The sequence below is a fragment of the Pseudomonas sp. LS1212 genome (assembly GCF_024741815.1).
Lineage (GTDB): Bacteria > Pseudomonadota > Gammaproteobacteria > Pseudomonadales > Pseudomonadaceae > Aquipseudomonas.
Genome location: NZ_CP102951.1, coordinates 4,689,669 through 4,711,430 on the forward strand (window position 1 = coordinate 4,689,669; position 21,762 = coordinate 4,711,430).

At 62.3% G+C, this 21,762-nt stretch carries 23 protein-coding genes; 13 read left to right on the top strand and 10 right to left on the bottom strand.

Annotation, left to right across the window (positions count from 1 at the left end):
- The first annotated feature begins 46 nt into the window (after positions 1–46).
- From NVV94_RS21805 to NVV94_RS21830, 6 genes are read left to right on the top strand one after another with little or no spacing between them, the layout of a single operon-like run.
- Positions 47–739, top strand: a complete 693-nt coding sequence (locus NVV94_RS21805; RefSeq protein WP_258444419.1) for an RDD family protein — start codon at positions 47–49, stop codon at positions 737–739.
- Positions 736–1,716: a stage II sporulation protein M gene (locus tag NVV94_RS21810; protein ID WP_258444420.1), complete on the top strand. Its 981-nt coding sequence runs from the start codon at positions 736–738 to the stop codon at positions 1,714–1,716. Before NVV94_RS21805 ends, NVV94_RS21810 begins: the two co-directional genes overlap by 4 nt.
- The gene (locus tag NVV94_RS21815) at positions 1,703–3,223 is read left to right on the top strand and encodes a DUF4129 domain-containing protein (RefSeq protein ID WP_258444421.1); all 1,521 of its coding nucleotides are present in this window, start codon (positions 1,703–1,705) and stop codon (positions 3,221–3,223) included. The genes NVV94_RS21810 and NVV94_RS21815 overlap by 14 nt, the downstream gene beginning before the upstream one ends.
- Positions 3,220–4,380 carry a DUF4350 domain-containing protein gene (locus NVV94_RS21820; protein ID WP_258444422.1) on the top strand — a complete coding sequence of 387 codons (1,161 nt, stop codon included), beginning with the start codon at positions 3,220–3,222 and terminating at the stop codon, positions 4,378–4,380. The genes NVV94_RS21815 and NVV94_RS21820 overlap by 4 nt, the downstream gene beginning before the upstream one ends.
- A complete protein-coding gene (locus NVV94_RS21825) occupies positions 4,377–5,402 on the top strand; it encodes a MoxR family ATPase (protein WP_258444423.1) in 1,026 nt (341 codons plus the stop codon). Before NVV94_RS21820 ends, NVV94_RS21825 begins: the two co-directional genes overlap by 4 nt.
- Positions 5,403–5,415: 13 nt before the next feature.
- Entirely contained in the window at positions 5,416–6,747 is a 1,332-nt protein-coding gene (locus NVV94_RS21830) for a DUF58 domain-containing protein (RefSeq protein ID WP_258444424.1), read from the top strand.
- Positions 6,748–6,766: 19 nt separating this feature from the next.
- Here NVV94_RS21830 and NVV94_RS21835 read toward each other — a convergent pair whose 3' ends face one another.
- Positions 6,767–7,126 (bottom strand): PilZ domain-containing protein, encoded by a 360-nt coding sequence (locus NVV94_RS21835; protein ID WP_258444425.1) that lies wholly within the window; start codon positions 7,124–7,126, stop codon positions 6,767–6,769.
- A 127-nt stretch (positions 7,127–7,253) separates the two neighbouring features.
- Positions 7,254–7,628, bottom strand: coding sequence for a tetratricopeptide repeat protein (locus tag NVV94_RS21840; RefSeq protein WP_258444426.1), 375 nt, complete (start codon positions 7,626–7,628; stop codon positions 7,254–7,256).
- A 189-nt stretch (positions 7,629–7,817) separates the two neighbouring features.
- On the opposite strand from NVV94_RS21840, the gene pyk reads away from it, so the two are divergent.
- Entirely contained in the window at positions 7,818–9,269 is a 1,452-nt protein-coding gene (gene pyk, locus NVV94_RS21845) for a pyruvate kinase (RefSeq protein ID WP_258444427.1), read from the top strand.
- Positions 9,270–9,371: 102 nt separating this feature from the next.
- On the opposite strand, the gene NVV94_RS21850 is transcribed toward pyk, so the two are convergent.
- Positions 9,372–10,310: an iron-sulfur-binding ferredoxin reductase gene (locus tag NVV94_RS21850; protein WP_258444428.1), complete on the bottom strand. Its 939-nt coding sequence runs from the start codon at positions 10,308–10,310 to the stop codon at positions 9,372–9,374.
- Positions 10,303–11,409: a diguanylate cyclase gene (locus NVV94_RS21855; RefSeq protein ID WP_258444429.1), complete on the bottom strand. Its 1,107-nt coding sequence runs from the start codon at positions 11,407–11,409 to the stop codon at positions 10,303–10,305. Before NVV94_RS21855 ends, NVV94_RS21850 begins: the two co-directional genes overlap by 8 nt.
- Positions 11,410–11,739: 330 nt before the next feature.
- Here NVV94_RS21855 and NVV94_RS21860 point away from each other — a divergent pair, with 330 nt between their 5' ends.
- Positions 11,740–13,263 carry a fumarate hydratase gene (locus NVV94_RS21860; protein ID WP_258444430.1) on the top strand — a complete coding sequence of 508 codons (1,524 nt, stop codon included), beginning with the start codon at positions 11,740–11,742 and terminating at the stop codon, positions 13,261–13,263.
- 109 nt (positions 13,264–13,372) lie between these two features.
- On the opposite strand, the gene NVV94_RS21865 is transcribed toward NVV94_RS21860, so the two are convergent.
- From NVV94_RS21865 to NVV94_RS21885, 5 genes are all read right to left on the bottom strand, one after another.
- Entirely contained in the window at positions 13,373–14,530 is a 1,158-nt protein-coding gene (locus NVV94_RS21865) for a phosphatidylserine/phosphatidylglycerophosphate/cardiolipin synthase family protein (RefSeq protein WP_258444431.1), read from the bottom strand.
- 1 nt (position 14,531) lies between these two features.
- Positions 14,532–15,113 carry a YceI family protein gene (locus NVV94_RS21870; RefSeq protein WP_258444432.1) on the bottom strand — a complete coding sequence of 194 codons (582 nt, stop codon included), beginning with the start codon at positions 15,111–15,113 and terminating at the stop codon, positions 14,532–14,534.
- A gap of 70 nt (positions 15,114–15,183) precedes the next feature.
- Entirely contained in the window at positions 15,184–15,480 is a 297-nt protein-coding gene (locus NVV94_RS21875; RefSeq protein WP_258444433.1) for an amidase, read from the bottom strand.
- Positions 15,477–16,571: a serine hydrolase gene (locus NVV94_RS21880; protein WP_258444434.1), complete on the bottom strand. Its 1,095-nt coding sequence runs from the start codon at positions 16,569–16,571 to the stop codon at positions 15,477–15,479. The genes NVV94_RS21875 and NVV94_RS21880 overlap by 4 nt, the downstream gene beginning before the upstream one ends.
- Positions 16,572–16,774: 203 nt before the next feature.
- Positions 16,775–17,659 (bottom strand): acyl-CoA dehydrogenase, encoded by an 885-nt coding sequence (locus NVV94_RS21885; protein ID WP_258444435.1) that lies wholly within the window; start codon positions 17,657–17,659, stop codon positions 16,775–16,777.
- Between the two features lie 133 nt (positions 17,660–17,792).
- Here NVV94_RS21885 and olsB point away from each other — a divergent pair, with 133 nt between their 5' ends.
- A complete protein-coding gene (olsB, locus tag NVV94_RS21890) occupies positions 17,793–18,548 on the top strand; it encodes an L-ornithine N(alpha)-acyltransferase (RefSeq protein ID WP_258444436.1) in 756 nt (251 codons plus the stop codon).
- Positions 18,548–19,336, top strand: a complete 789-nt coding sequence (locus NVV94_RS21895) for a lysophospholipid acyltransferase family protein (protein ID WP_258444437.1) — start codon at positions 18,548–18,550, stop codon at positions 19,334–19,336. Before olsB ends, NVV94_RS21895 begins: the two co-directional genes overlap by 1 nt.
- Here the strand turns inward: NVV94_RS21895 and NVV94_RS21900 are convergent.
- Complete coding sequence (locus tag NVV94_RS21900; RefSeq protein WP_258444438.1) at positions 19,333–19,914, bottom strand: ACP phosphodiesterase; 582 nt, start codon at positions 19,912–19,914, stop codon at positions 19,333–19,335. The two genes, NVV94_RS21895 and NVV94_RS21900, sit on opposite strands and share 4 nt — an antisense overlap.
- A 153-nt stretch (positions 19,915–20,067) precedes the next feature.
- Here NVV94_RS21900 and NVV94_RS21905 point away from each other — a divergent pair, with 153 nt between their 5' ends.
- The 3 genes from NVV94_RS21905 to NVV94_RS21915 are packed head-to-tail and all read left to right on the top strand — an operon-like array spanning position 20,068 to position 21,589.
- Positions 20,068–20,370: a helix-turn-helix transcriptional regulator gene (locus tag NVV94_RS21905; RefSeq protein ID WP_258444439.1), complete on the top strand. Its 303-nt coding sequence runs from the start codon at positions 20,068–20,070 to the stop codon at positions 20,368–20,370.
- Positions 20,371–20,382: 12 nt separating this feature from the next.
- Positions 20,383–20,520 carry a hypothetical protein gene (locus tag NVV94_RS21910; RefSeq protein WP_258447846.1) on the top strand — a complete coding sequence of 46 codons (138 nt, stop codon included), beginning with the start codon at positions 20,383–20,385 and terminating at the stop codon, positions 20,518–20,520.
- 19 nt (positions 20,521–20,539) lie between these two features.
- Entirely contained in the window at positions 20,540–21,589 is a 1,050-nt protein-coding gene (locus NVV94_RS21915) for an alkene reductase (RefSeq protein WP_258444440.1), read from the top strand.
- Positions 21,590–21,762 lie beyond the last annotated feature (173 nt).

The following is a 21,762-nucleotide window of genomic DNA, read 5'->3' on the forward strand; positions in this document are numbered from 1 at the left end:
TTGCTCGTGCGACCTGTCCATCTCTGATAAAGGGTCAGGGACTGCAATGCTACTCAAACCACTGGACACCCGCTTTCAGATCGAGACCCCGGAAGGTATCGATCTGGTACTGCGCCCGGCCGGGCTGGTGGCGCGAGCCCTGGCTTTCACCCTGGACCTGGGAATTCGCGGCCTGCTGCTCGGCGGCCTGTTGCTGATACTGAGCCAATTCGGCCAGGTGGGCATGGGGCTGGGCGCGATCCTTCTGTTCGTTCTGAACTGGTGGTACATGGTGTTGTTCGAAGTACTGAATCAGGGCCGCTCACCCGGTAAGCAAATGATGGGGCTGCGCGTTGTCCAGGATGACGGCACGCCCGTCGGCTGGTCGTCTTCGCTGATCCGCAACCTGTTGCGCTTCGTCGATATGCTGCCGTTCGGTTATTGCCTGGGCGCCATCAGCTGCCTGCAGCATCCGGCCTTCAAGCGAATGGGCGACCTGGCCGGAGGAACCCTGGTGATTTATCGCGACCCGCCCCTGCATCGTCCCGTGCTACCGGATGTACCGGCCCTGCATCCACCCTTTGCCCTGACCTTGACCGAGCAACGTGCCGTGCTGGGCTTTGCCGAGCGCCATGGGGAGTTGTCCGCCGAGCGTGCCCGGGAACTGGCAGGCATCCTTGCCCCAGCCTTGAACGTGGCCCCCGACCGTGCAGTGGCGCAACTCAATGGCATTGCTCGTGGCCTGTTGGGGCCGCCATGAAACAGAGCCACTTCGAAGAGCAGCATGGGCAGGCCTGGCAGGCCTTTGCTCAACTGCTCGATAGCCTGGAACGCAACGACGCCAGCCCCACGGCCTGCGAAACCTTCGCCGCGCAATATCGCCACCTGTGCCAGCACCTGGCCCTGGCCCAGGAGCGTGGTTACAGCAGCCACCTGGTCGACACCCTGCAGCATCTGGCCATGCGCGGTCATCAACAATTCTATCGCCATCGCAGCCACCTGGGTGCCAGCACACTGCAGTTTGTGCTGGCCGGGTTTCCCTGCCTGGTGCGGGCCCAATGGCGTTTCGTGGCGTTGGCCGGCCTGTTGTTCTTCGGCAGCCTGCTGATCACCGCAATGCTGGTCTATCTGTTCCCCGACCTGGTCTATAGCGTGATCACCCCGCAACAGGTGGTCGAGATGGAGTCGATGTACGATCCCGACCAGAGCCGACTCGGCCGGCTGGCCGAACGCCAGTCCAGCGAGGACTGGATGATGTTCGGCTACTACATCATGAATAACATCGGCATCGCCTTTCAAACCTTCGCCAGTGGGTTGCTGCTGGGTGTGGGCAGTCTTTTTTACCTGCTCTTCAACGGCCTGATGATCGGAGCGGTCGCCGGTCATCTTACGGAAATCGGCTACGGGCCAGGCTTCTGGCCATTCGTCATTGGCCACGGCGCCTTCGAACTAAGCGCTATCGCCCTGGCCGGGGCGGCAGGCCTGAAACTGGGCTGGGCCGTCCTGGCGCCCGGCCAGCTGTCTCGCGGCGAAGCATTGCGAGGCGCGGCCATTGTCTGCGTGCAGTTGATCTATGGAGTATTGATATTCCTCTTGATCGCCGCTTTCATCGAGGCGTACTGGTCATCGAAGACGGCGATCCAGGCACCGCTCAAATATGCGGTGGGTGCCGGATTGTGGTTGCTGGTCGGCACTTATCTTGGCTTTGCCGGAAGAATGCCGCATGCGCCTGACTGAAGCCCGTGTAGTCATCGGCCCGCGAACGCCCTGGGAAGCAATGGACCTGGGTGTGCTGCTGGCCCAGCGTCACCGCCACCTGCTGATGCTCAGCTGGGCGGCCGTGAGCCTGCCAATCTTTGCCTTGCTCTGCGTGTTGCTCTGGGACTTCCCTTCCCTCGTACTCCTGCTGTTCTGGTGGTTGAAGCCGGCCTTCGAGCGTTTGTCGCTCTACATTCTGTCCCAGACCTTGTTCGGCGAACCGCCAAGTCTGGGCCAGGCGCTACGCCAATGGCCGTCTTTGCTCAAACCGCAACTGCTGGCCAGCCTGACTTGGCGTCGCTTTAGCCTCAGTCGCAGTTTCAGCCTGCCGGTGATACAACTCGAGAAACTGGCCGGCCAAGCCCGACTGCACCGCCTGGCGGTCCTGCGTAAACGCAACCTGGGGGCGGCGCGCTGGCTGACCGTGCTCGGAATGGCCCTGGAAATCGTCCTGTGGCTGGGCTCGATGACCCTGCTCTACCTGCTGCTGCCACAACAGATCGCTCTGGACTGGGACTGGCAACAATTACTGGAAATTGCCGATGGCAACTGGCTTTGGCTCGAGCATCTGACCAATGCCTTCTATGCCCTGATCCTGGTTTTCTGGGGGCCGATCTATGTCGCCTGTGGCTTCAGCCTCTACCTGAACCGGCGCACCACCCTGGAGGCGTGGGACATCGAACTGGTTCTTCGTGGGCTGCGCCAGCGCCTGAACGGCCTGGCGGTGCTCCTGGTCACTGTTTCACTGTCGATGGGCCTGGCGCCGTGGAGCTGGGCCACACTGCCGGTTGATTCCCCGCAAAGCCCTCGCTTGCAACAGCAAGCCCTGGACAGCCAGACCGCGCACCGGGAAATCAATGCGATCATAGACAAACCACCGTTTCGCAACAGCGAAACGGTCACCCGTTGGCGCCTCGACCATGAACCGAAGACAGGCGGCAGGCCCAGGTTCCTTGGTCAATGGTTCGAACATCTGGACAGTCACGCCCTGGCCCTGGTTGCGCGGACACTGGAAGGGCTGCTCTGGAGCGCCCTGATCGGATTGCTGGCTCTGCTTGCCTGGCGCTACCGCCAGTGGATCGAAACCTTCGTCGGCAGGCGGCCTGCGGCCAAACCCACAGCCAGCCCCGCTCCACGGCAACTGTTCGGCTTGCAGGTTTCTGCGCAAAGCCTGCCCGACGACGTCGCCGGCCATGCCGAACAACTCTGGCAAAACCACCCCCGCGAAGCCCTCGGCCTGCTCTACCGGGCACTGCTGAGCCGTCTGCTCAGCGACTACCGGCTGCCAATCAAACAGGCCGATACCGAAGCTGAGGTGCTGCAACAGGTCCTCGGTCTCGGGCAGCCGGCCCTCAGCGACTTCAGCTCACGCCTGACCCGACACTGGCAGGCACTGGCCTATGGGCATCGACTACCGGATGCGCACGTGCAACACGATCTTTGCGATGGCTGGCGACAGCTCTTCGACACCGGAGCAAGGCGATGATCCGGCGCCCGGCGGTAGTGCTCGGCCTGCTGTTGTGCCTGGCCATCGGTTTGTTCGCCACGTACCTGTATCGGCATCTGCAGCCCTACCAGGCCATCATCGAGCACGGCCCCTCACCCGAGGCGCAAAACAACCCGTACCTGGCAGCCGAACAGTTCATGCGTCAGCGTGGGCTCGTGGTGGCGCGGGCCGACGGGCTGGATGTATTGCCGCAACTGCCGCCCGCACGCAGCAGCCTGCTGTTGCTCGGCAATCGCCAGCAAATGGCCCCGGGTCAGGTCGAACAGTTGTTGCATTGGGTAGTGGCCGGCGGGCGACTGCTGTTCGTCGCCGAGGCGCTGTGGGATGAGGACCGCGGCGCAAGTGGCGACCTGCTGCTCGATCGCTTGAACCTGCGCCAATACCTCAGCGCGGACTTGCCGCAGGCGTCCGCTGAGCCAGAACAGACATTCCCGCGCCTGACCCAGTTCTATCCGAAAAACGAACAGGCGCCCGCCTACTTCAGCTTCGACCCGGACTACCATCTTGAAGACCCCGACAAACAGGCCTCGTCCAGGGCCAGCAGCGGTGTATCTACCCACATGATGCAACTGCCCTATGGCCTGGGCCTGATCACCGTCGTCACGGACAGCGAACTCTGGCACAACCGGGCCATCGGCCGGTATGACAATGCCTGGCTGCTCTGGTATTTGAATCAGGGCCGTAAGGTGACGCTGGTGATGCGGGCCGAACACGAGGATCTGCTGACCCTGCTGTTGCGCCATTTCCCCCAGGCCCTGGCCGCCTTGCTGATGCTGATCGTGCTGCTCGTCTGGCGCCTGGCCATGCGTCAGGGGCCGGTCCGGCAGCCGCCTCCGCTGGCCAGACGCCAATTGCAGGAACACTTGAGCGCCAGCGCCGATTTCCTGCTGCGTCACAACGGCCAGGCAACACTCATTCAAGCCCTGCAGCAGGACATCCTGCGCCGTGCCCGGCACCGCCATCCCGGCTTCGAAAGGCTTGGCGAGGCCGAGCAGCGCCAGGTACTGGCCCGATTGACGCAACAGCCGGCCCAAGCCATCGGCCAAGCCTTGAGCCCACCCCTCGAACATCGCCTTTCCAGTACTGACTTCAGCCATCAGGTTGCCCACCTGCAATCCCTCAGGAATGCCCTATGAGCGACGCCCCACGCGAACCCGACGCCCCGTCCGACTCCATCGCGCCCCAGGAGCATGTGGCCCAGCAACGCCAGCGCGCTTCGCGGTTGGCCCAGGCCTTGCGCCAGGAGTTGCAAAAGGTGCTGATCGGACAGTCGGCAATCATTGACGATGTCTTGACCGCCCTGATAGCCGGTGGGCATGTACTGCTCGAAGGCGTTCCCGGCCTGGGCAAAACCTTGTTGGTCAGGGCCCTGGCCCGCTCCTTCGGCGGCGACTTCGCCCGCATTCAATTCACGCCGGACCTCATGCCCAGCGATGTCACCGGGCATGCGATCTACGACCGGCAGAGCGAACAGTTCAAGTTACGCAAGGGACCGCTATTCACCCACTTGCTGCTGGCCGACGAAATCAATCGGGCACCGGCCAAGACCCAGGCCGCCCTGCTCGAAGCCATGCAAGAGCGCCAGGTCACGCTGGAAGGTCGCGCGCTGCCGATTGCCAAGCCGTTCATGGTTTTGGCCACCCAGAACCCGATCGAACAGGAAGGCACCTACCCCTTGCCCGAAAGCGAACTCGACCGCTTCATGTTGAAGCTGCGCATGGACTACCCCGACGCCGAGCAAGAACTGGAAATGGTGCGCCAGGTCACCCGCTCGGCCCGTGCCGACATGCTCGACGTACAATCGCCGCGCATTGTCCTGCAAGCCAAGGATGTCATTGCCCTGCAACGCATCGCCAGCGAGCTGCCGCTCGATGGGCAAGTGCTCGACTATGCGGTGCAACTGGCCCGGGCCACGCGCACCTGGCCGGGGTTGTCGATCGGCGCCGGCCCCCGCGCCTCCATTGCACTGGCTCGCTGTGCACGGGCCAGGGCCTTGCTGCGCGGTGGAGAGTTCGTGCTTCCCGATGACGTCAAGGCCTGTGCGCTGGCGGTACTGCGCCACCGGGTACGACTGGCGCCGGAACTGGATATCGAAGGCCTTTCGGTCGATCAGGTGCTCACGCAATTGCTCGACCAGGTTCCGGCCCCCCGAGCATGAGGTCGCCTACGGCATGAAACCGTCCCGCCTGCTGATTCACTGGATAGCAGTCCTGTGCCTGCTGGCCACCCTGCTTGGCAGCCTCATGGCGCTCGAGGTGCCTGTGCCCACGTACAGCGATGCAATCGCTTGGGGACTGTTGCTGGGGCTGTTTCTGCTCGGCCTGCTCGATGCTGTCCTGCTGTTGCGCCTGCCCTCGCCTGCGCTGCAACGGCAATTACCCGGTAGCCTGGCGCTTGGCCGGGTCAATGAAGTCAGGGTCGATATTCACCACGAATATCGCAAACCGCTGCGTCTGACATTCTTCGATCATGTGCCGGAGGGTCTGGGCTTTGAATGTCTGCCGCAATCGATCGAACTGCAACCAGGCCAGGACGGCCAACTGGGCTACCGGCTGCGACCGCTGCGACGCGGGGCGTTCGCCTTCGCCCGCGCCGAGATTGCTCTGCCCAGCCCGCTGGGGCTCTGGATCGCTCGACGCTGCCTGCCGCTGGCCGACAGCACGCGGGTCTACCCGGACTTCGCCCGGCTCTACAAGGCGCAATTGCTGGCGGTGGACAACTGGCTGAGCCAACTGGGCGTACGTCAGCAGCAGCGCCGCGGCCAGGGCATGGAGTTTCATCAACTACGCGAGTTCCGCGAAGGTGACAGCCTGCGCCAGATCGACTGGAAGGCCACGGCCAGGCAACGTACGCCGATTGCACGGGAATACCAGGACGAACGCGACCAGCAGATCATGTTCCTGATCGACTGCGGCCGACGCATGCGCAGTCTGGATGGCGAGCTTTCACATTTCGACCACGCACTCAATGCCTGCCTGCTGCTCAGTTATATCGCCTTGCGCCAGGGTGATGCCGTGGGGCTGGCGACCCTTGCCAGCGATCAACCGCGTTACCTGGCACCCGTCAAGGGACCCAGCCAGCTCAAGGTGCTGCTCAATGCCGTGCATGACCTGGACAGCAGCCCACGGGCAACCGACTTCAGCGCGGCTGCCAGCCAGATCCTGGTCCGGCAGAAGCGCCGCGCATTGGTGATCCTGATCACCAACCTGCGCGATGACGACGATGATGAGCTGCTGTCGGCAGCCCGACGCATAGGTCGCCAGCACCGGGTGCTGATCGTGAGCCTGCGCGAAAACGTTCTCGATACCCTGCGGCACATGCCGGTGCAAACGGCTCGGGAAGCGCTCGCCTACTGCGGCGCCATCGACTATCTGAATGCCCGCGATGCCCTGCACGATCACTTCGAGGCACAGGACATCGCCGTGCTCGATTGCCGTGCTGGCGAATTGGAGGCCGGGTTGATATCGCGGTATCTGGGCTGGAAAAAGGCCGGTACGCTCTAGGCCGGTACGCGCTGGGGTGTCAGGCTGAAGCGCTCAGCGGATAGAAACTGAAATAGCGGCGCAAGGCACCGACCAGTTGCTCATACTCCTTGGGCGCCTGCAGCAACATGAAACCTGAATCGTAGTGACCCGGAGTGGCATCTTCATGGCACCAGAGGCAGCTGGCGGTCAGGTCTATCGTCTGCACCGCACCTCCACGGGCAGGGATTTTCAGTTGCAATTCGAAGTCCGGCCCGACCAGCAACGGAAGGTTGCTGATCAGCATCAACCCGTCTTCCGAGACATTACCCAAGTAGCCGATCTGCTGATCGGTAAAGCGGTTGAAAACCTTGAGGAAGTAAGGGAGCTGATGGCGCTCGATGTGACGTTCGGTAAACATGCTGATATCGCTGTCGATGACCCTTGAGTAGGGTCGCACTAGTGCTGCGGGTGTAAAGCCGCTCACTAACAAGCCTAGCGCAAACTGGCGACCGAGCCACAAAACCGCCTCGATTCTTTAGTACTATTCAGAGCGGTACCGGCCGGGCAATCGCGGCTTGACCGGTGCGATGGCGCCCCAATTGCTCAAGCGTCTGCAGGCGTGCCCGTGAGCGAAACGCGTACTCGCTGTCAGGGTACTGACTGATGATGAACTGATAGGTCTGGGCAGCGTCGAGATAGTATTTCTGGCGCTCCAGGCACAACCCGCGCAACATCGACACTTGCGGCTGTATATAAGGTCGCGCCCGGCTGGTGCGCTCGACCTGGGACAGTTCGAGCATGACGCGTTCGCAATTGCCCCGGTCATAAGAACGGTAGGCATTGTTCAGATGATGGTCCATCGACCAACGGGTGCAGCCGACGACACTGGCCGCCAGGGCTAAAACGATCAAGACTCGCATGGGTATCTCCTGTGCTCTGCAGTGTATCGACCTGAACGGGGAAATCTTCAAGAGCAATTGCCGGGCTGCTGCAGGACGATCGATGAGCAGTTTCCTTGAATCGGGCAATTGCAAGGTAGTGAAGAGGAACAATGACTACAGACTTATTGAGGAGTAGCCTCGGCTGCGATCCAATAGAGGAGTCAGTGCATGACCGTCCGTCGTACCAAAATCGTCGCTACCCTTGGCCCTGCCAGTAACTCGCCGGAAGTTCTCGAACAGTTGATCCTGGCCGGACTTGATGTTGCCCGTCTGAACTTTTCCCACGGCACGCCCGAAGAGCACAAGGCGCGCGCCCGCCTGGTCCGGGACACAGCTGCCAAGCATGGCCGCCATGTCGCGCTGCTCGGTGACCTGCAAGGCCCGAAAATCCGTATCGCCAAGTTCACCGACAAACGGATTGAACTGAAAGTCGGCGACCGCTTCACCTTCTCGACCACTCACCCGCTGACGGCCGGGACCCAGGACATCGTCGGCATCGACTATCCGGATCTGGTCAAGGATTGCGGTGTCGGTGACGAACTGCTGCTCGACGACGGCCGCGTGGTCATGCGCGTGGAAACCGCCACCGCCGATGCACTGCACTGCTCGGTACTGATTGGCGGCCCGCTGTCGGACCACAAAGGCATCAACCGCCGTGGTGGCGGCCTGACCGCTCCGGCACTGACCGAAAAAGACAAGGCTGACATCAAGCTGGCCGCGGAAATGGAACTGGACTACCTCGCCGTGTCCTTCCCCCGCGATGCGTCCGACATGGAATACGCCCGTCGCCTGCGTGACGAAGCCGGCGGTACCGCCTGGCTGGTGGCCAAGATCGAGCGTGCCGAAGCCGTGGCCGACGACGAAACCCTGGATGGCCTGATCCGCGCCAGTGATGCGGTCATGGTGGCCCGTGGCGACCTGGGCGTGGAAATCGGCGACGCCGAGCTGGTCGGCATCCAGAAGAAAATCATTCTGCATGCCCGCCGCCACAACAAGGCAGTGATCACCGCGACCCAGATGATGGAGTCGATGATCCAGAACCCGATGCCAACTCGTGCCGAAGTGTCCGACGTGGCCAACGCCGTGCTCGACTACACCGACGCGGTAATGCTTTCGGCCGAAAGCGCCGCAGGTTCCTACCCTATCGAAGCGGTCCAGGCCATGGCACGGATCTGCGTCGGCGCTGAAAAGCACCCGACCAGCAAACTGTCCAGCCACCGCATGGGCACCACCTTCAGCCGTTGCGACGAAAGCATCGCGCTGGCGGCCATGTACACCGCCAACCACTTCCCGGGCGTGAAAGCGATCATCGCCTTGACCGAAAGCGGCTACACACCGCTGATCATGTCGCGGATCCGCTCCTCGATCCCGATCTTCGCCTTCTCCCCGCACCGCGAAACCCAGGCGCGCGTCGCCATGTTCCGTGGCGTCTACACCGTGCCATTCGACCCTGCCGCCCTGCCGGCGGACAAGGTCAGCCAGGCCGCCGTGGACGAGCTGCTCAAGCGTGGCGTGGTTCAGCAAGGTGACTGGGTGATCCTGACCAAGGGTGACAGCTATCACACCATTGGCGGCACCAACGGCATGAAGATCCTGCATGTCGGTGATCCGCTGGTGTAAATCGGCTGGTCATTGCGGCCTCATCGCTGGCACGCGATAGGGCCAACACAAAGCCCCGCAGTTCACGCTGCGGGGCTTTTTCATTTATTGAATAACGCTGAACTAACCGCGACCAACAAACACATCGGCAAACAGTTGATTTCGTGGCAACCCCGCCAGAAACAAGCGCCTGGAAAAACTCTCGACACTGCCCGGCGATCCACAGACCAGCGCCAGGGTTTGCCGCGAGAGCAGGCGCATGGCCTGCAATGCCGCCGGCAATTGGGCCGGCCCCAGCAGTTCGACCTGAAGTTGCGGATGACCGGCCGCCAGTTCGGCCAATGGCCCGGACAAATAATGTTCGCCCCCATCGCTGGCCAGATGCACCAGCCGAATCGGGCCTTGATGCTCCTGGCGCAGTGCTTCTCGAAGAATACCCCACAGCGGCGCCAGCCCGGTCCCGGCAGCCAGGAGCCAGAGCGGCCGGGTTTGCCAGTCTGGATCATAATGCAGGGCACCACCGCGCAACTCGCCCAGGCGCAGGCAATCGCCGGGCTGCAAGAGGCGTGCGGCATCGCTGAAGGCACCGGGGTGCCGGCAATCGAGGTGAAACTCGAGCAAGCGGTCTTCCCCGGGCAGGCTGGCCAACGAGTAGGGACGCGCCACGCCGCTCTCGGTCCAGAGCACCATATGTTGGCCAGCCTGGTAGCGCAGTGGCCGCTCGGGTAGCAGACGCAGACGAAGTACCTGCCGGCTCAACCAATCACACTCGATCACCTGGGCGGGCACCCCGTCCTGCCGCGGATCGAAGACCGCGACGGTCAAGTCGCTTTCTACCTTGCACTGGCACGCCAGACGCCAGCCCTGCTCACGCTTTTGTTCGGTCAGCGCGGTTGGGTTGATGTCCAACGGTTCGCCCAGCAGGCAGCGCACCAGGCAGGCATGGCAGCTCCCCGACCGGCAACTGTAGGGCACGGCCAAGCCCGCCTCGTTCAAGGCGTCGAGCAAATTGCTGCCACTGGCCACCGTCCAGCATCGCTGACCTGCGGTCAATTCAGGCATCGACGTTTTCCCAGGCCGCGGCGCAGCGATTGCGTCCGCCGCGCTTGGCCTTGTAGAGCGCTTGATCGGCGCGGTGCAAGGCGTCGTCCAGGTCATCGTCAGGCGCAAGCAAGGTCATGCCCACCGAGAGGCTGAGGTGCGACACCACACGACCTACCGGCTCTGCAGTGGCAAAGGCCAGGCGCAGCCGCTCGCAACACGCCCCCAGGCGGTCGCCATCGCAATCGGGTAACAACAGCACGAACTCTTCACCTCCATATCGGGCCAGCACGTCTCCCTCTCGCAGGCAGGCCAGTGCCACCGCCGCAAACGCCTGCAGCACCTGATCACCGGCGGCATGGCCATAATGATCATTGATACGCTTGAAGTGGTCCAGGTCGATCAGCGCCAGACCATGCAGGACACCCGGCGCCATCATCTCGAGTTCACGTCCGGCCAGGCGCAGGAAATGCCGACGATTGAACAACCCGGTCAACTCGTCGGTGGCGACCAGGTCTTCGAGTTGGCGCATCATCCCGCGGAGGGTGTCCTGGTGTGCCTGCAAGGCAAACCGCCGCTGCCGCATGCGCTGGCGCGACGCCTGCACATAGCTGGCATACAGGTAGAGCCATACCAGCACCACGAACAGAGCGAAGACTTGAATGGCCGCCAGCCCGGGGTCAGGCATCCGGCCATGCCAGGCATCGAGCAGATTCAGCGCGGCGAAGCTGCAGAAAACCAGCACGGCACACCGCATGAAAACGTGAAGCTTGAGGTGAAACAATCCAAACATCAGGATCAGCACATAGATCATCAGGAACGTGCCGCGCGCGTCATCGAGATTGGCGAGCAGCCAGGTCTGCCATGCCAGCGCCAGCAACACCTGAAACTCAGTCAGGCTGGGATCGGCGAAACGTTGATTGCGCCCGCTGACAAAAAACCAGTACAAGCCGACCTGGCTGGCGATCAACAGGACAGTACTTATCAGCGCAGTGGCCAGCGAGGCACGGAAATAACCGTTGAGAAAAGCCACCCACGCCAGCAGTAAAACCGGCACATAGGTGCCCGCAGCCAGGAGGAAGCGTTTGAGTAGCAGTCGTTGCAGGGCTGTTCCGGTCACTCGTCGACTCACCGTGCTTTATGGGATGACGTCCCGTACTGGCGCGTATGGCAAGTTGCCACTTTAGTGCTCTGCCTCAAAAATGACTATTCAATTGTCACGTACTTGCACAACTCGTGCACCGCCACCAGCAAAAATGGTGCCTGCCCATGGCAGACCTTCGTTTGACCAGTGACGCGTGTGCCGGCGCCTGATGCACGGTATACTGCCGCGCCTTTTTTGCGTCGGCTGTCACAGGTCGGCGCGCCTTGAAAGGACTTTTCGACGAGTCGGCTCGACCTTGTTGGAATACCTTAATGAATGTTCCCGTCTTTAAGAGGAGCGCGCCGCATGACCGTGATCAAGCAAGACGACCTGATTCAGAGCGTTGCCGACGCCCTGCAGTTCATTTCCTACTACCACCCCGTGGATTTCATTCAGGCCATGCACGAGGCCTATCTGCGTGAAGAGTCGCCGGCCGCGCGCGACTCCATCGCCCAGATCCTGATCAACTCGCGCATGTGTGCCACCGGCCATCGTCCGATCTGCCAGGACACCGGTATCGTCACCGTGTTTGTCCGCGTCGGCATGGACGTCCGCTGGGATGGCGCGACCATGGGCCTCGATGACATGATCAACGAAGGCGTGCGTCGTGCCTACAACCTACCGGAAAACGTCCTGCGCGCTTCTATCCTGGCCGACCCGGCAGGCGCGCGCAAAAACACCAAGGACAACACCCCGGCAGTCATCCACTACTCTATCGTTCCCGGCAACACCGTGGAAGTGGACGTGGCAGCCAAGGGCGGCGGTTCCGAGAACAAGTCGAAAATGGCCATGCTCAACCCGTCCGACTCGATCGTCGACTGGGTTCTGAAGACCGTTCCGACCATGGGCGCCGGCTGGTGCCCACCGGGCATGCTCGGCATCGGCATCGGCGGCACCGCCGAAAAAGCCGCGGTCATGGCCAAGGAAGTGTTGATGGAATCCATCGACATCCATGAGCTCAAGGCCCGTGGCCCGTCCAACCGTATCGAAGAAATGCGTCTGGAGCTGTTCGAGAAGGTCAACCAGCTGGGCATCGGCGCCCAGGGCCTGGGTGGCCTGACCACCGTGCTCGACGTCAAGATCATGGACTACCCGACCCACGCCGCGTCCCTGCCGGTGTGCATGATCCCCAACTGCGCCGCGACCCGTCACGCACACTTCGTGCTCGACGGTTCGGGCCCGGCCGAACTGGAAGCGCCATCGCTGGACGCCTACCCGGAAATCGTCTGGGAAGCCGGCCCTTCGGCCCGTCGTGTCAACCTCGACACCCTGACGCCTGAAGAAGTGCAAAGCTGGAAGCCGGGCGAGACCATCCTGCTCAACGGCAAGATGCTCACCGGCCGCGATGCGGCGCACAAGCGCATGGTCGAGATGCTGAACAAGGGTGAAACCCTGCCGGTAGACCTCAAGGGTCGCTTCATCTACTACGTCGGCCCGGTCGATCCGGTACGTGAAGAGGTGGTTGGCCCGGCAGGCCCGACCACCGCGACGCGGATGGACAAGTTCACTCGCCAGATCCTCGATCAAACCGGCCTGCTGGGCATGATCGGAAAATCCGAGCGTGGCCCGACCGCCATCGACGCGATCAAGGACTACAAGGCGGTCTACCTGATGGCCGTTGGTGGCGCCGCCTACCTGGTTGCGCAAGCGATCAAGAAGTCCCGCGTCGTGGCCTTCGCCGAACTGGGCATGGAAGCGATCTACGAGTTCGACGTCAAGGACATGCCGGTGACCGTTGCGGTCGACAGCAAGGGTGAATCGGTGCACATCACCGGGCCTGCAATCTGGCAACAGAAGATCAGCGAAAGCCTGGCGGTGGAAGTGAAGTAATCACTTCACCTCGCACATGAAAAAGGCGGCCGGGTTATCCCTGCCGCCTTTTTTTTGCCTACGTGAGGGCAGACGGCCGCAATCGGCTTGCCCGCTACCGGGCAGGATCTCAGTCGCGCCGATCCAACAGATTGACCACCAGGCGATCCAGCCAACCCCAGAGTCGTTGCTGCACCCTTCGCCAGAAGGGACGGGCCTGCCAATCGTCGAGGTCGATGGGGCGGCTCTGGGCAAAGTCTTGCTCGAAACTGGCCACCACCGCCCGGGTCAGGGCCGGGTCCAGTGCTTCAAGGTTGGCTTCAAGGTTGAAGCGCAAATTCCAGTGGTCGAAATTGCACGAGCCGATACTGACCCAATCGTCGATCAGGACCATTTTCAGGTGCAGGAAGCACGGCTGATATTCAAAGATCTGCACTCCTGCGCGAAGCAGGCGCGGGTAATAGCGATGACCGGCGTAGCGCACCGAGGGGTGATCGGTACGCGGGCCGGTCAGCAGCAAGCGCACTTCGATGCCCCGGGCGGCGGCGCGACGCAGTGAGCGACGCACCTTCCAGGTCGGCAAAAAGTAAGGGGTGGCCAACCAGATACGCTGTTTGCCACTGTTCAGGGCGCGGACCAGTGACTGCAGGATATCGCGGTGCTGCCGGGCGTCGGCATAGGCCACCCGGCCCAGGCCCTCGCCGGTCACCGGCACCCGGGGCAGGCGCGGCAGACCGAAATGCGTCGCCGGCTTCCATGCGGTGCGGCGCAGGTTGGCCCGCCACTGGCGGTCGAAAAGCATTTGCCAATCGGCCACCAGCGGGCCTTCCGTCGCGACCATCACTTCATGCCACTCACTGACCTCTTCACCGGGACGCCAGAATTGATCGGTGACACCGGTGCCGCCGACTACTGCCCACTCCTGGTCGACCAGGAGCAACTTGCGGTGATCGCGATAGAGATTGCGCAGGCCCCGACGCCAGCTTATCCGGTTGTAGACGCGCAGCTCCACGCCAGCCTCAAGCAGCTGGTGGCGCAGGCTCAGGGTAAAGGCCAGGGCACCATAATCATCGAACAGGCAGCGTACCTGAACACCGCGCTCGGCTGCCTGTACCAATGCCTGGATCATCGCTTCGGCACAGGCCCCGGCTTCAACCAGGTAGAGTTCCAGGTCCACCTGATGGCGGGCACGGACAATGGCGGTGAGCATGCGCGGAAAAAAATCGGGACCGTCGATCAACAGCTCGAAACGGTTGCCCGCGCGCCAGGGGAAGACCGCCCCGGCCATCTCAGCGCGCCGTGAAAATCAGCACCGCACCCACCGGCACCGACAGGCTGATCGCCTTCAACCCGGCGAACTTGCGCAATGTGGCCAGCCCCGGGGCCAAATCGAAATCTTCGGCACGCAACACCAACGGCTCCAGGGTGACCACCTGGAAACGGCGGTCATCGAGCCGGGTTGCCAACAATTGGGCGTTATAGGTTTGCTCTTTGCCATGCAGGGTCACCTTCAGTGGCAGGCGCAGCTCCAGTTGGGCACCGGGGGCCAGGTCGTTGATCGGCTGCAGATCGAGTTGAGCACGGATCACGGCCTCGGGGAAGGTATCGACCTGGAACAGGTCTTTGCGCATCCGCTCATCGCGCAATGGAATGCCACTGCTGACCGACTCCATCTCAACCTGAACCTCGGCCACCCCCTTGCGATCGACCTTGCCGTGCAGGACCAGAAAGCGCTGAACTTCTGCAACATCGGCATTTTTGGTGGTCACGAACGACAACCGGGATGACTCGTTGTCCAGATACCAATTGGCCTGGGCGGGCAAGGCAATGGCCCCGAGCAGGGCCAGTAGAAGGCGCGTCGACCTGTGCATGCGAATTCCTGTAACACATTTGCCAGCAACCTTACCCGGCTGCCCCGGCCACTGGCAAACTTCCTGCAATTCAAGGCAGCAAACGGCAGCCCTGTCGCGGGCCTATCCAGGCGGCGCTGTTGCTCTGCCCCAGGCCCCTGGCGGTCACGCGCTTGTGCTCCGGCTCATCGAGCAACCCACTCAGCGGCAGGTATTGCTTCACATAACCCAGGCAGTACTCGGTCGAATGGTTCATGACGTAACGACACGAGCAAAACTCCTTGGCGCTGTAGGCACTGAGAATACCGGGAAATGCCTGCAACGCCAGGCGCTCATGCCAGATCAGCGCCACGACGGCCAGTACCAGCAGCAGCCCCAGGCGCCTCATGGCCTGCCCTCGGCAAACGCACTCAACGCTCGTTTGAGCAATTCGTTGTGCCGGTAGCTGCCATCGCGATCATCCCCATAGCGCACGATCACCAGTTTCTCGTCAGGTAAAACGTAAAGGGCCTGACCCCAATGGCCCAACGCGGCGAATGTTCCCGCGGGCGCATCGGGCCAAGGCCTGGGCCTACCGGCAAGCGGTTGGTTCAGCCACCAATGACCACCCGGCGTTGCCTCTCCGGGCTCGGCCGTGGCATGGGTAAAGGGCGTGCGATTGAAGGCAATCCAGGCGGCAGGCAGCAACTGCCGCTGCTGCCAGCGACCCTCGCGCAGCATCAGCAGCCCGATCCGGGCCAGATCGCGCGCACTCATGTAGACATAAGACGAGGCCACCAGCGTACCGCTGGCATCGGCCTCCCACACTGCACTGCCAATACCCAGCGGCTCGAACAACGCCTGCCAGGGGTAGTCGGCATACAGGCTGCCGAGCATGCCCCGCAGGGCGGCACTGAGCACATTGCTGTCGCCGCTGGAGTAGCGAAAAGACTGGCCCGGTTCACTGTAGAGCGTGTGCGCCGCCGTGAATCCCGCCATGTCGGCGCGCCCTCGGGTATAGAGCATGGCCACCACCGACGAATTCAGGGGAGCAAATTCATAGTCCTCCTGCCAATCGAGGCCCGAAGCCCAGTGCAGCAAGTGTTCGATGCGAACCTGCGGGTGCTCGTTGAACGGCTGGTAGTAGTGCGCAACCGGATCCTGCAAGCTGAAGCGTCCCTGGCCAAAGGCCACGCCCAGCACGGTGGCCAGCAGGCTTTTACTGATCGACCAGGTCAGGTGGGCGGTACTTGCGGTGGTTGGCGCTGCATAGCGTTCGTAGATCAGGTGGCCGTCGTGGATCACCAACAGGGCGTCGGTGCGAATGCCCTGGCGGGTGACGTCGTCGCGAGGTGGGAAGGCGTAGCTTTCCAGCGCTTGCAGGGCTGGGCTGGGGGGCACGGGTTCGACCAGCCAGTCTTTGCCAGGCCAGGTTTCGGCACAGATATGACCAGTCCAGAAGAGTGCGAATGCAATAGACAATATCGAGCACTTGCCCATTGTTGGAGCTCAGGCCGTTGGATTGGACAGGCTAGCAGGGGTAGGTGACGGTTGTGTTGCCATTCAGGACCTCATCGCGGGCAAGCGGAACGCCGCCCGGCCAGCTCCCACAAGTACCGTGTCGGAACCCGATTATTGTGGGAGCTGGCCGGGCGGCGTTCCGCTTGCCAGCGATAAGGTCCAAAGGACCTTCAAAGCAGTACTCACAACCCCAAGGTCTGCCACGCCTTGGCCAACCGCTTCGCTCGCGCCGCACCGGCGATTTCCAGCACGCTCTGATCCCGCTGCCACAACGCTGCCCACTCGGGTGGCCCGTTGGCGAACGCTTCGTTCAATTCATCCTTGAGCATGGAAAACTGCGCGAACAGGCCACCCAGCAGAAGATGACCGACGGGCGCATCGGCGCATTGCCGGCACCCCTCGGCGCAGCCGCCCAGCAAACCGATCAGCCGCAACTGCAACGCCTGCGGCCAGCCAGACTCCTGCCCCACGCCATACAACCATGCGCACAGGGCACTGAGTACATAAAGGTCTTCCAGGGTGCGGAAGGGTTTGACATACGCATCCCAGCCATCCCCGGCCAGGCGTTCGCACAAGGCATTGTCCAGGAACAGTCGAGCATGTCCGATATCAGGCATCAACGGCAGGACGGGCAAGGCCTCGAGTCGCACCCCCGGCTCACCGGGGTAAACCACGGCCAGGCTGAGCTTCGGGCTGGTACCGGGCAACTCGCAGCGGGCCGCCACCAGCATCCAGTCGGCGGCGCTGCCGGCCGTGACGAAATCCTTGCGCCCGCTCAAGCGCAAATCATCGATCCGGGTCTGCATGTCGGCGGGCCGCACACTGCGCTGCTCGGTTGCGCACAGGGCGCCAAGGCTGGCCGGCGCGCTGGGCCAAAGCACCCGCAGCGCGGCCTGGTAGCCAATCAGGAATGCCAGGCCCGGCGTGGTCATCGCCCGGCCACCGAGTACCGCCAACTCGAATGGCGTAACTGCTCCCAGTTTCTGCAAAAGCGCGGCGTAGGTATCGGCCAGGTTCGACGAAACAGACTGTCGTTCGCGGTAGTTAAGGCGTTCTAGCCAGGACATCGAAGGGCTCCTCGGGGGCTGTCATACAAGCATCACCGAAACTTCACGGTGATGACACTGGGGCTACATAGGCTGAGATTGCACAACAAAGCTGACCGGCCGCAACCCCATGACTGGCTGATGGAGACTCGCAATGACTCGGATCGCTCGCTCTGGCGACAACAGCACTGAACGCCGTCTACAAGCCGAACGCCTGGTCGGCCCGGATGCCCTGCACGAAGCCCAGGCCCTGCGCTTCAGTGTATTCAGCAGTGAATTCAACGCCAGGCTCAAGGGCGCAGAACAGGGCCTGGACATGGATGATTACGATGCGCACTGTAGTCACATCGGTGTGCGCGACCTCAACACCGGTCGTCTGGTTGCCACCACCCGCCTGCTCGACCACCAGGCCGCTCATGGCCTGGGGCGCTTCTACAGCGAAGAAGAGTTCAGCCTGCATGGTCTCGGCCATCTGCAAGGGCCGATCCTGGAAATCGGTCGCACCTGCGTCGACCCGGCCTACCGCAACGGTGGCACCATAACCGTGCTCTGGGGCGAACTGGCCGAAGTCCTCAACCAGGGCCGCTATAGCTACCTGATGGGTTGCGCCAGCATTCCGATGCAGGATGGCGGGGTTCAGGCCCATGCGATCATGCAACGGCTGCGCGAACGCTACCTGTGCACCGAGCACCTGCGCGCCGAGCCGAAAAAACCCTTGCCGACCCTCGCCATCCCCGGCAATGTCATTGCCGAGTTGCCGCCCCTGCTCAAGGCCTACATGCGCCTGGGCGCGAAGATTTGCGGCGAGCCTTGCTGGGACGAAGACTTCCAGGTCGCCGACGTGTTCATCCTGCTCAAGCGCGACGAACTTTGCCCACGGTATGCCCGTCACTTCAAGGCGGCAGTCTGATGCGTCGCGTACGCGTCTATGCACGCGTGCTGCGAGTGCTGCTGGTGGTTGCGCTGGGCTTGCTGATGGCCGGCGTGTTCAGTCTCTACGAACGCCTCGGTATCGAGCACTGCATGGAGCGTCGACAACGCTGGTCGCGCTTCTTCATGACCCGGCTGAGCCGCGCCCTGCCCTTCAAGGTCACCGTTCACGGCACTCTGCCCGGCCAACCCATGCTGTGGGTCAGCAATCATGTGTCCTGGACCGACATCCCGCTGCTGGGGATGCTCACACCCTTGTCGTTTTTGTCCAAGGCCGAAGTCCGTACCTGGCCGATTGCCGGCTGGCTCGCGCTCAAGGCCGGCACCTTGTTCATCCGTCGTGGCTCGGGCGACAGCCAATTGATCCGCAAACAGATGAGCCAGCACCTGGCACAAGAACGCCCACTGCTGATCTTCCCTGAAGGCACCACTAGCGACGGCCGCAACCTGCGCACCTTCCATGGTCGTCTGCTGGCCAGCGCCATCGATACCCAAACGCCATTGCAGCCGGTTGCCCTGCGTTATGTGCGCAATGGCCAGCCTGACCCGATTGCGCCCTTCATCGGCGACGACGACCTGCTCTCGCATCTGCTGCGCCTGTTCGCCAACGATCAAGCCGAGGTGCACGTCCACCTGCTCGCCCCCATCGCCAGCTGTGGCCAGGAGCGTGCCGCCCTGGCCTTCAAGGCCCAGCAAGCGGTGCACGGTGCGCTGTTCGGGGAAAGTGAGCAAGCGATGCCGGTGCGTCCGGCCAAGGCTGCTGCCTAAGCAGCCTTCAGCGCCGTCCGGGCGAAGGCCTGCAGCTCTGGATAGAACGCCCGGAAGTCATCATTCAGGGGTTGGTAGAGTTTATCCACGACTTGCAAGGCACCGCTCATGCCTTCAGGTCGTGACAGGCGTCGAGCGATGCCGTTGAAGACCTGCTCCAACACCTCGAAATCGCGATAGGAACCCAACCAGTCATCGGCGGCCATGTACGGCGCAATCTGCGCCAACCTGCCCGGCAGCGCCGGCTCGGCCGCCAGTACCCGATAGACCTGGGCAGTGAACTGCTGCAATGGCTGGTCGGCGTAGTCCTGCCAGTGCCGCGCCAGGCAGTGGTCGAAAAACACATCGAGAATGATCCCGGCGTAACGACGCCGTTCGCTGGGAAAGCGCGCCAGGGCACTCAAGACCAGTGGATGACTGTCGGTAAATGCATCGATGCGCCGGTGCAGCGCAATGGCGGCCTCCAACTGCGCGGGAAAACGCCCGTCCAGGCGGCCTTTGACGAAATCGCCATACAGGCTGCCCAACAATTGCTGGGGTTGCTGACCACCCAGATGTAGATGCGCGAGATAGTTCATGGGCTCAGCATATCACTGCCCGCCCATATCGTTATAACTCGATATAGCGATTTACGCTGACGACAGAACCTATTCATATTTGTGTATCGCGAAATACCGATATATATTTCGCCCCATCGCGATATAACGTTATAGCCACCCCCGAGCCCTGCCATGCCTCTAGATCTCGACGAAATAATAAAAGCCCTGGCCCACCCAGTACGGCGAGAAATCCTCAGCTGGTTGAAAGACCCTGAGCGGCAATTCCCCGATCAATACCACCCCACCGAGCAAGGCGTCTGTGCCGGCCAGATCGATCAACGCTGCGGGCTTTCGCAGTCGACGGTCTCTGCCCACCTGGCCACCTTGCAGCGGGCCGGCTTGATCACCAGCCAGAAAATTGGCCAGTGGCATTTTTTCAAACGCAACGAGGAAACCATCCAGCAATTCCTCCGGCAAATGAGCCAAGAGCTCTGACAAGGACACCTCATGCCACTCTCATTTCTCATCCTGGGCCTGACCAGCGTACCGCTGGCGGCCGCCGCACTGGCTGTGGTGGCGTTGATCGTGACCCTGTTTACCTTCAGCCAGGGCGGCAAGTCCGAACTGGCCCCTGTAACCAACTGATACTGACGAGGCTTACCGCATGACGACTCTCTTCGATCCGATCACCCTTGGCGACCTCAAATTGCCGAACCGTATCATCATGGCCCCCCTGACCCGCTGCCGCGCCGACGAGGGCCGCGTACCCAATGCCTTGATGGCCGAGTACTACGTACAGCGCGCCAGTGCCGGGCTGATCCTCAGCGAGGCCACTTCGGTCACGCCCATGGGTGTCGGCTACCCGGACACCCCCGGCATCTGGTCCAACGACCAAGTGCGCGGCTGGACCAACGTGACCCGGGCAGTGCATGCCGCCGGCGGGCGAATCTTCCTGCAACTGTGGCACGTGGGGCGTATCTCGCATCCGACCTACCTGAACGGTGAAAGCCCAGTCGCGCCAAGCGCTATCCAGCCCAAGGGCCATGTCAGCCTGGTTCGACCGCTGTCTGACTACCCAACGCCCCGTGCGCTGGAAACGGACGAGATCGCCGAGATCGTCGATGCCTATCGCCAGGGCGCGGAAAACGCCAAGGCCGCCGGCTTCGATGGTGTCGAGATTCACGGTGCCAACGGCTACCTGCTCGACCAGTTCCTGCAGAGCAGCACCAACCAGCGCACCGACGCCTACGGCGGCTCGCTGGAAAACCGTGCACGTTTGATGCTGGAAGTCACCGAAGCCGTGATTGAAGTCTGGGGCGCCAACCGTGTCGGCATGCACCTGGCACCTCGCGCCGATGCTCACGACATGGGCGATGACAACCGCGCCGAGACCTTCACTTACGTAGCGCGCGAGCTGGGCAAGCGTGGCATTGCCTTCATCTGCTCGCGTGAAAAAGAGGGAGACGACAGTATCGGCCCGCTGATCAAGCAAGCCTTTGGTGGCCCTTACATCGTCAATGAACGCTTCGGCAAAGCCAGCGCCAACGCCTCCCTGGCCAGCGGCAAGGCCGATGCAGTGGCCTTCGGCATTCCGTTCATCGCCAACCCTGATTTGCCTGCACGCCTGCTCACCGATGCGCCGCTGAACGAGCCCCATCCAGAGACGTTCTACGGTAAGGGGCCGGTGGGTTATATCGACTATCCGCGTCTGTAAGTGTTACCAGGGACTCCCTCGGAGCTCTTGAGATCTTGCGTCCGCTATGCGGCCGAGCGCAGCCTTCGGCAGCGGCTACAGGTGCTCGGCTCACCACGGTCGGCGTAGCCGCTGCCGCCAGGCTGCGCTGGAGCCCCACAGGGGCTCCCGACGATCTTGAAATCCTGCGCCGC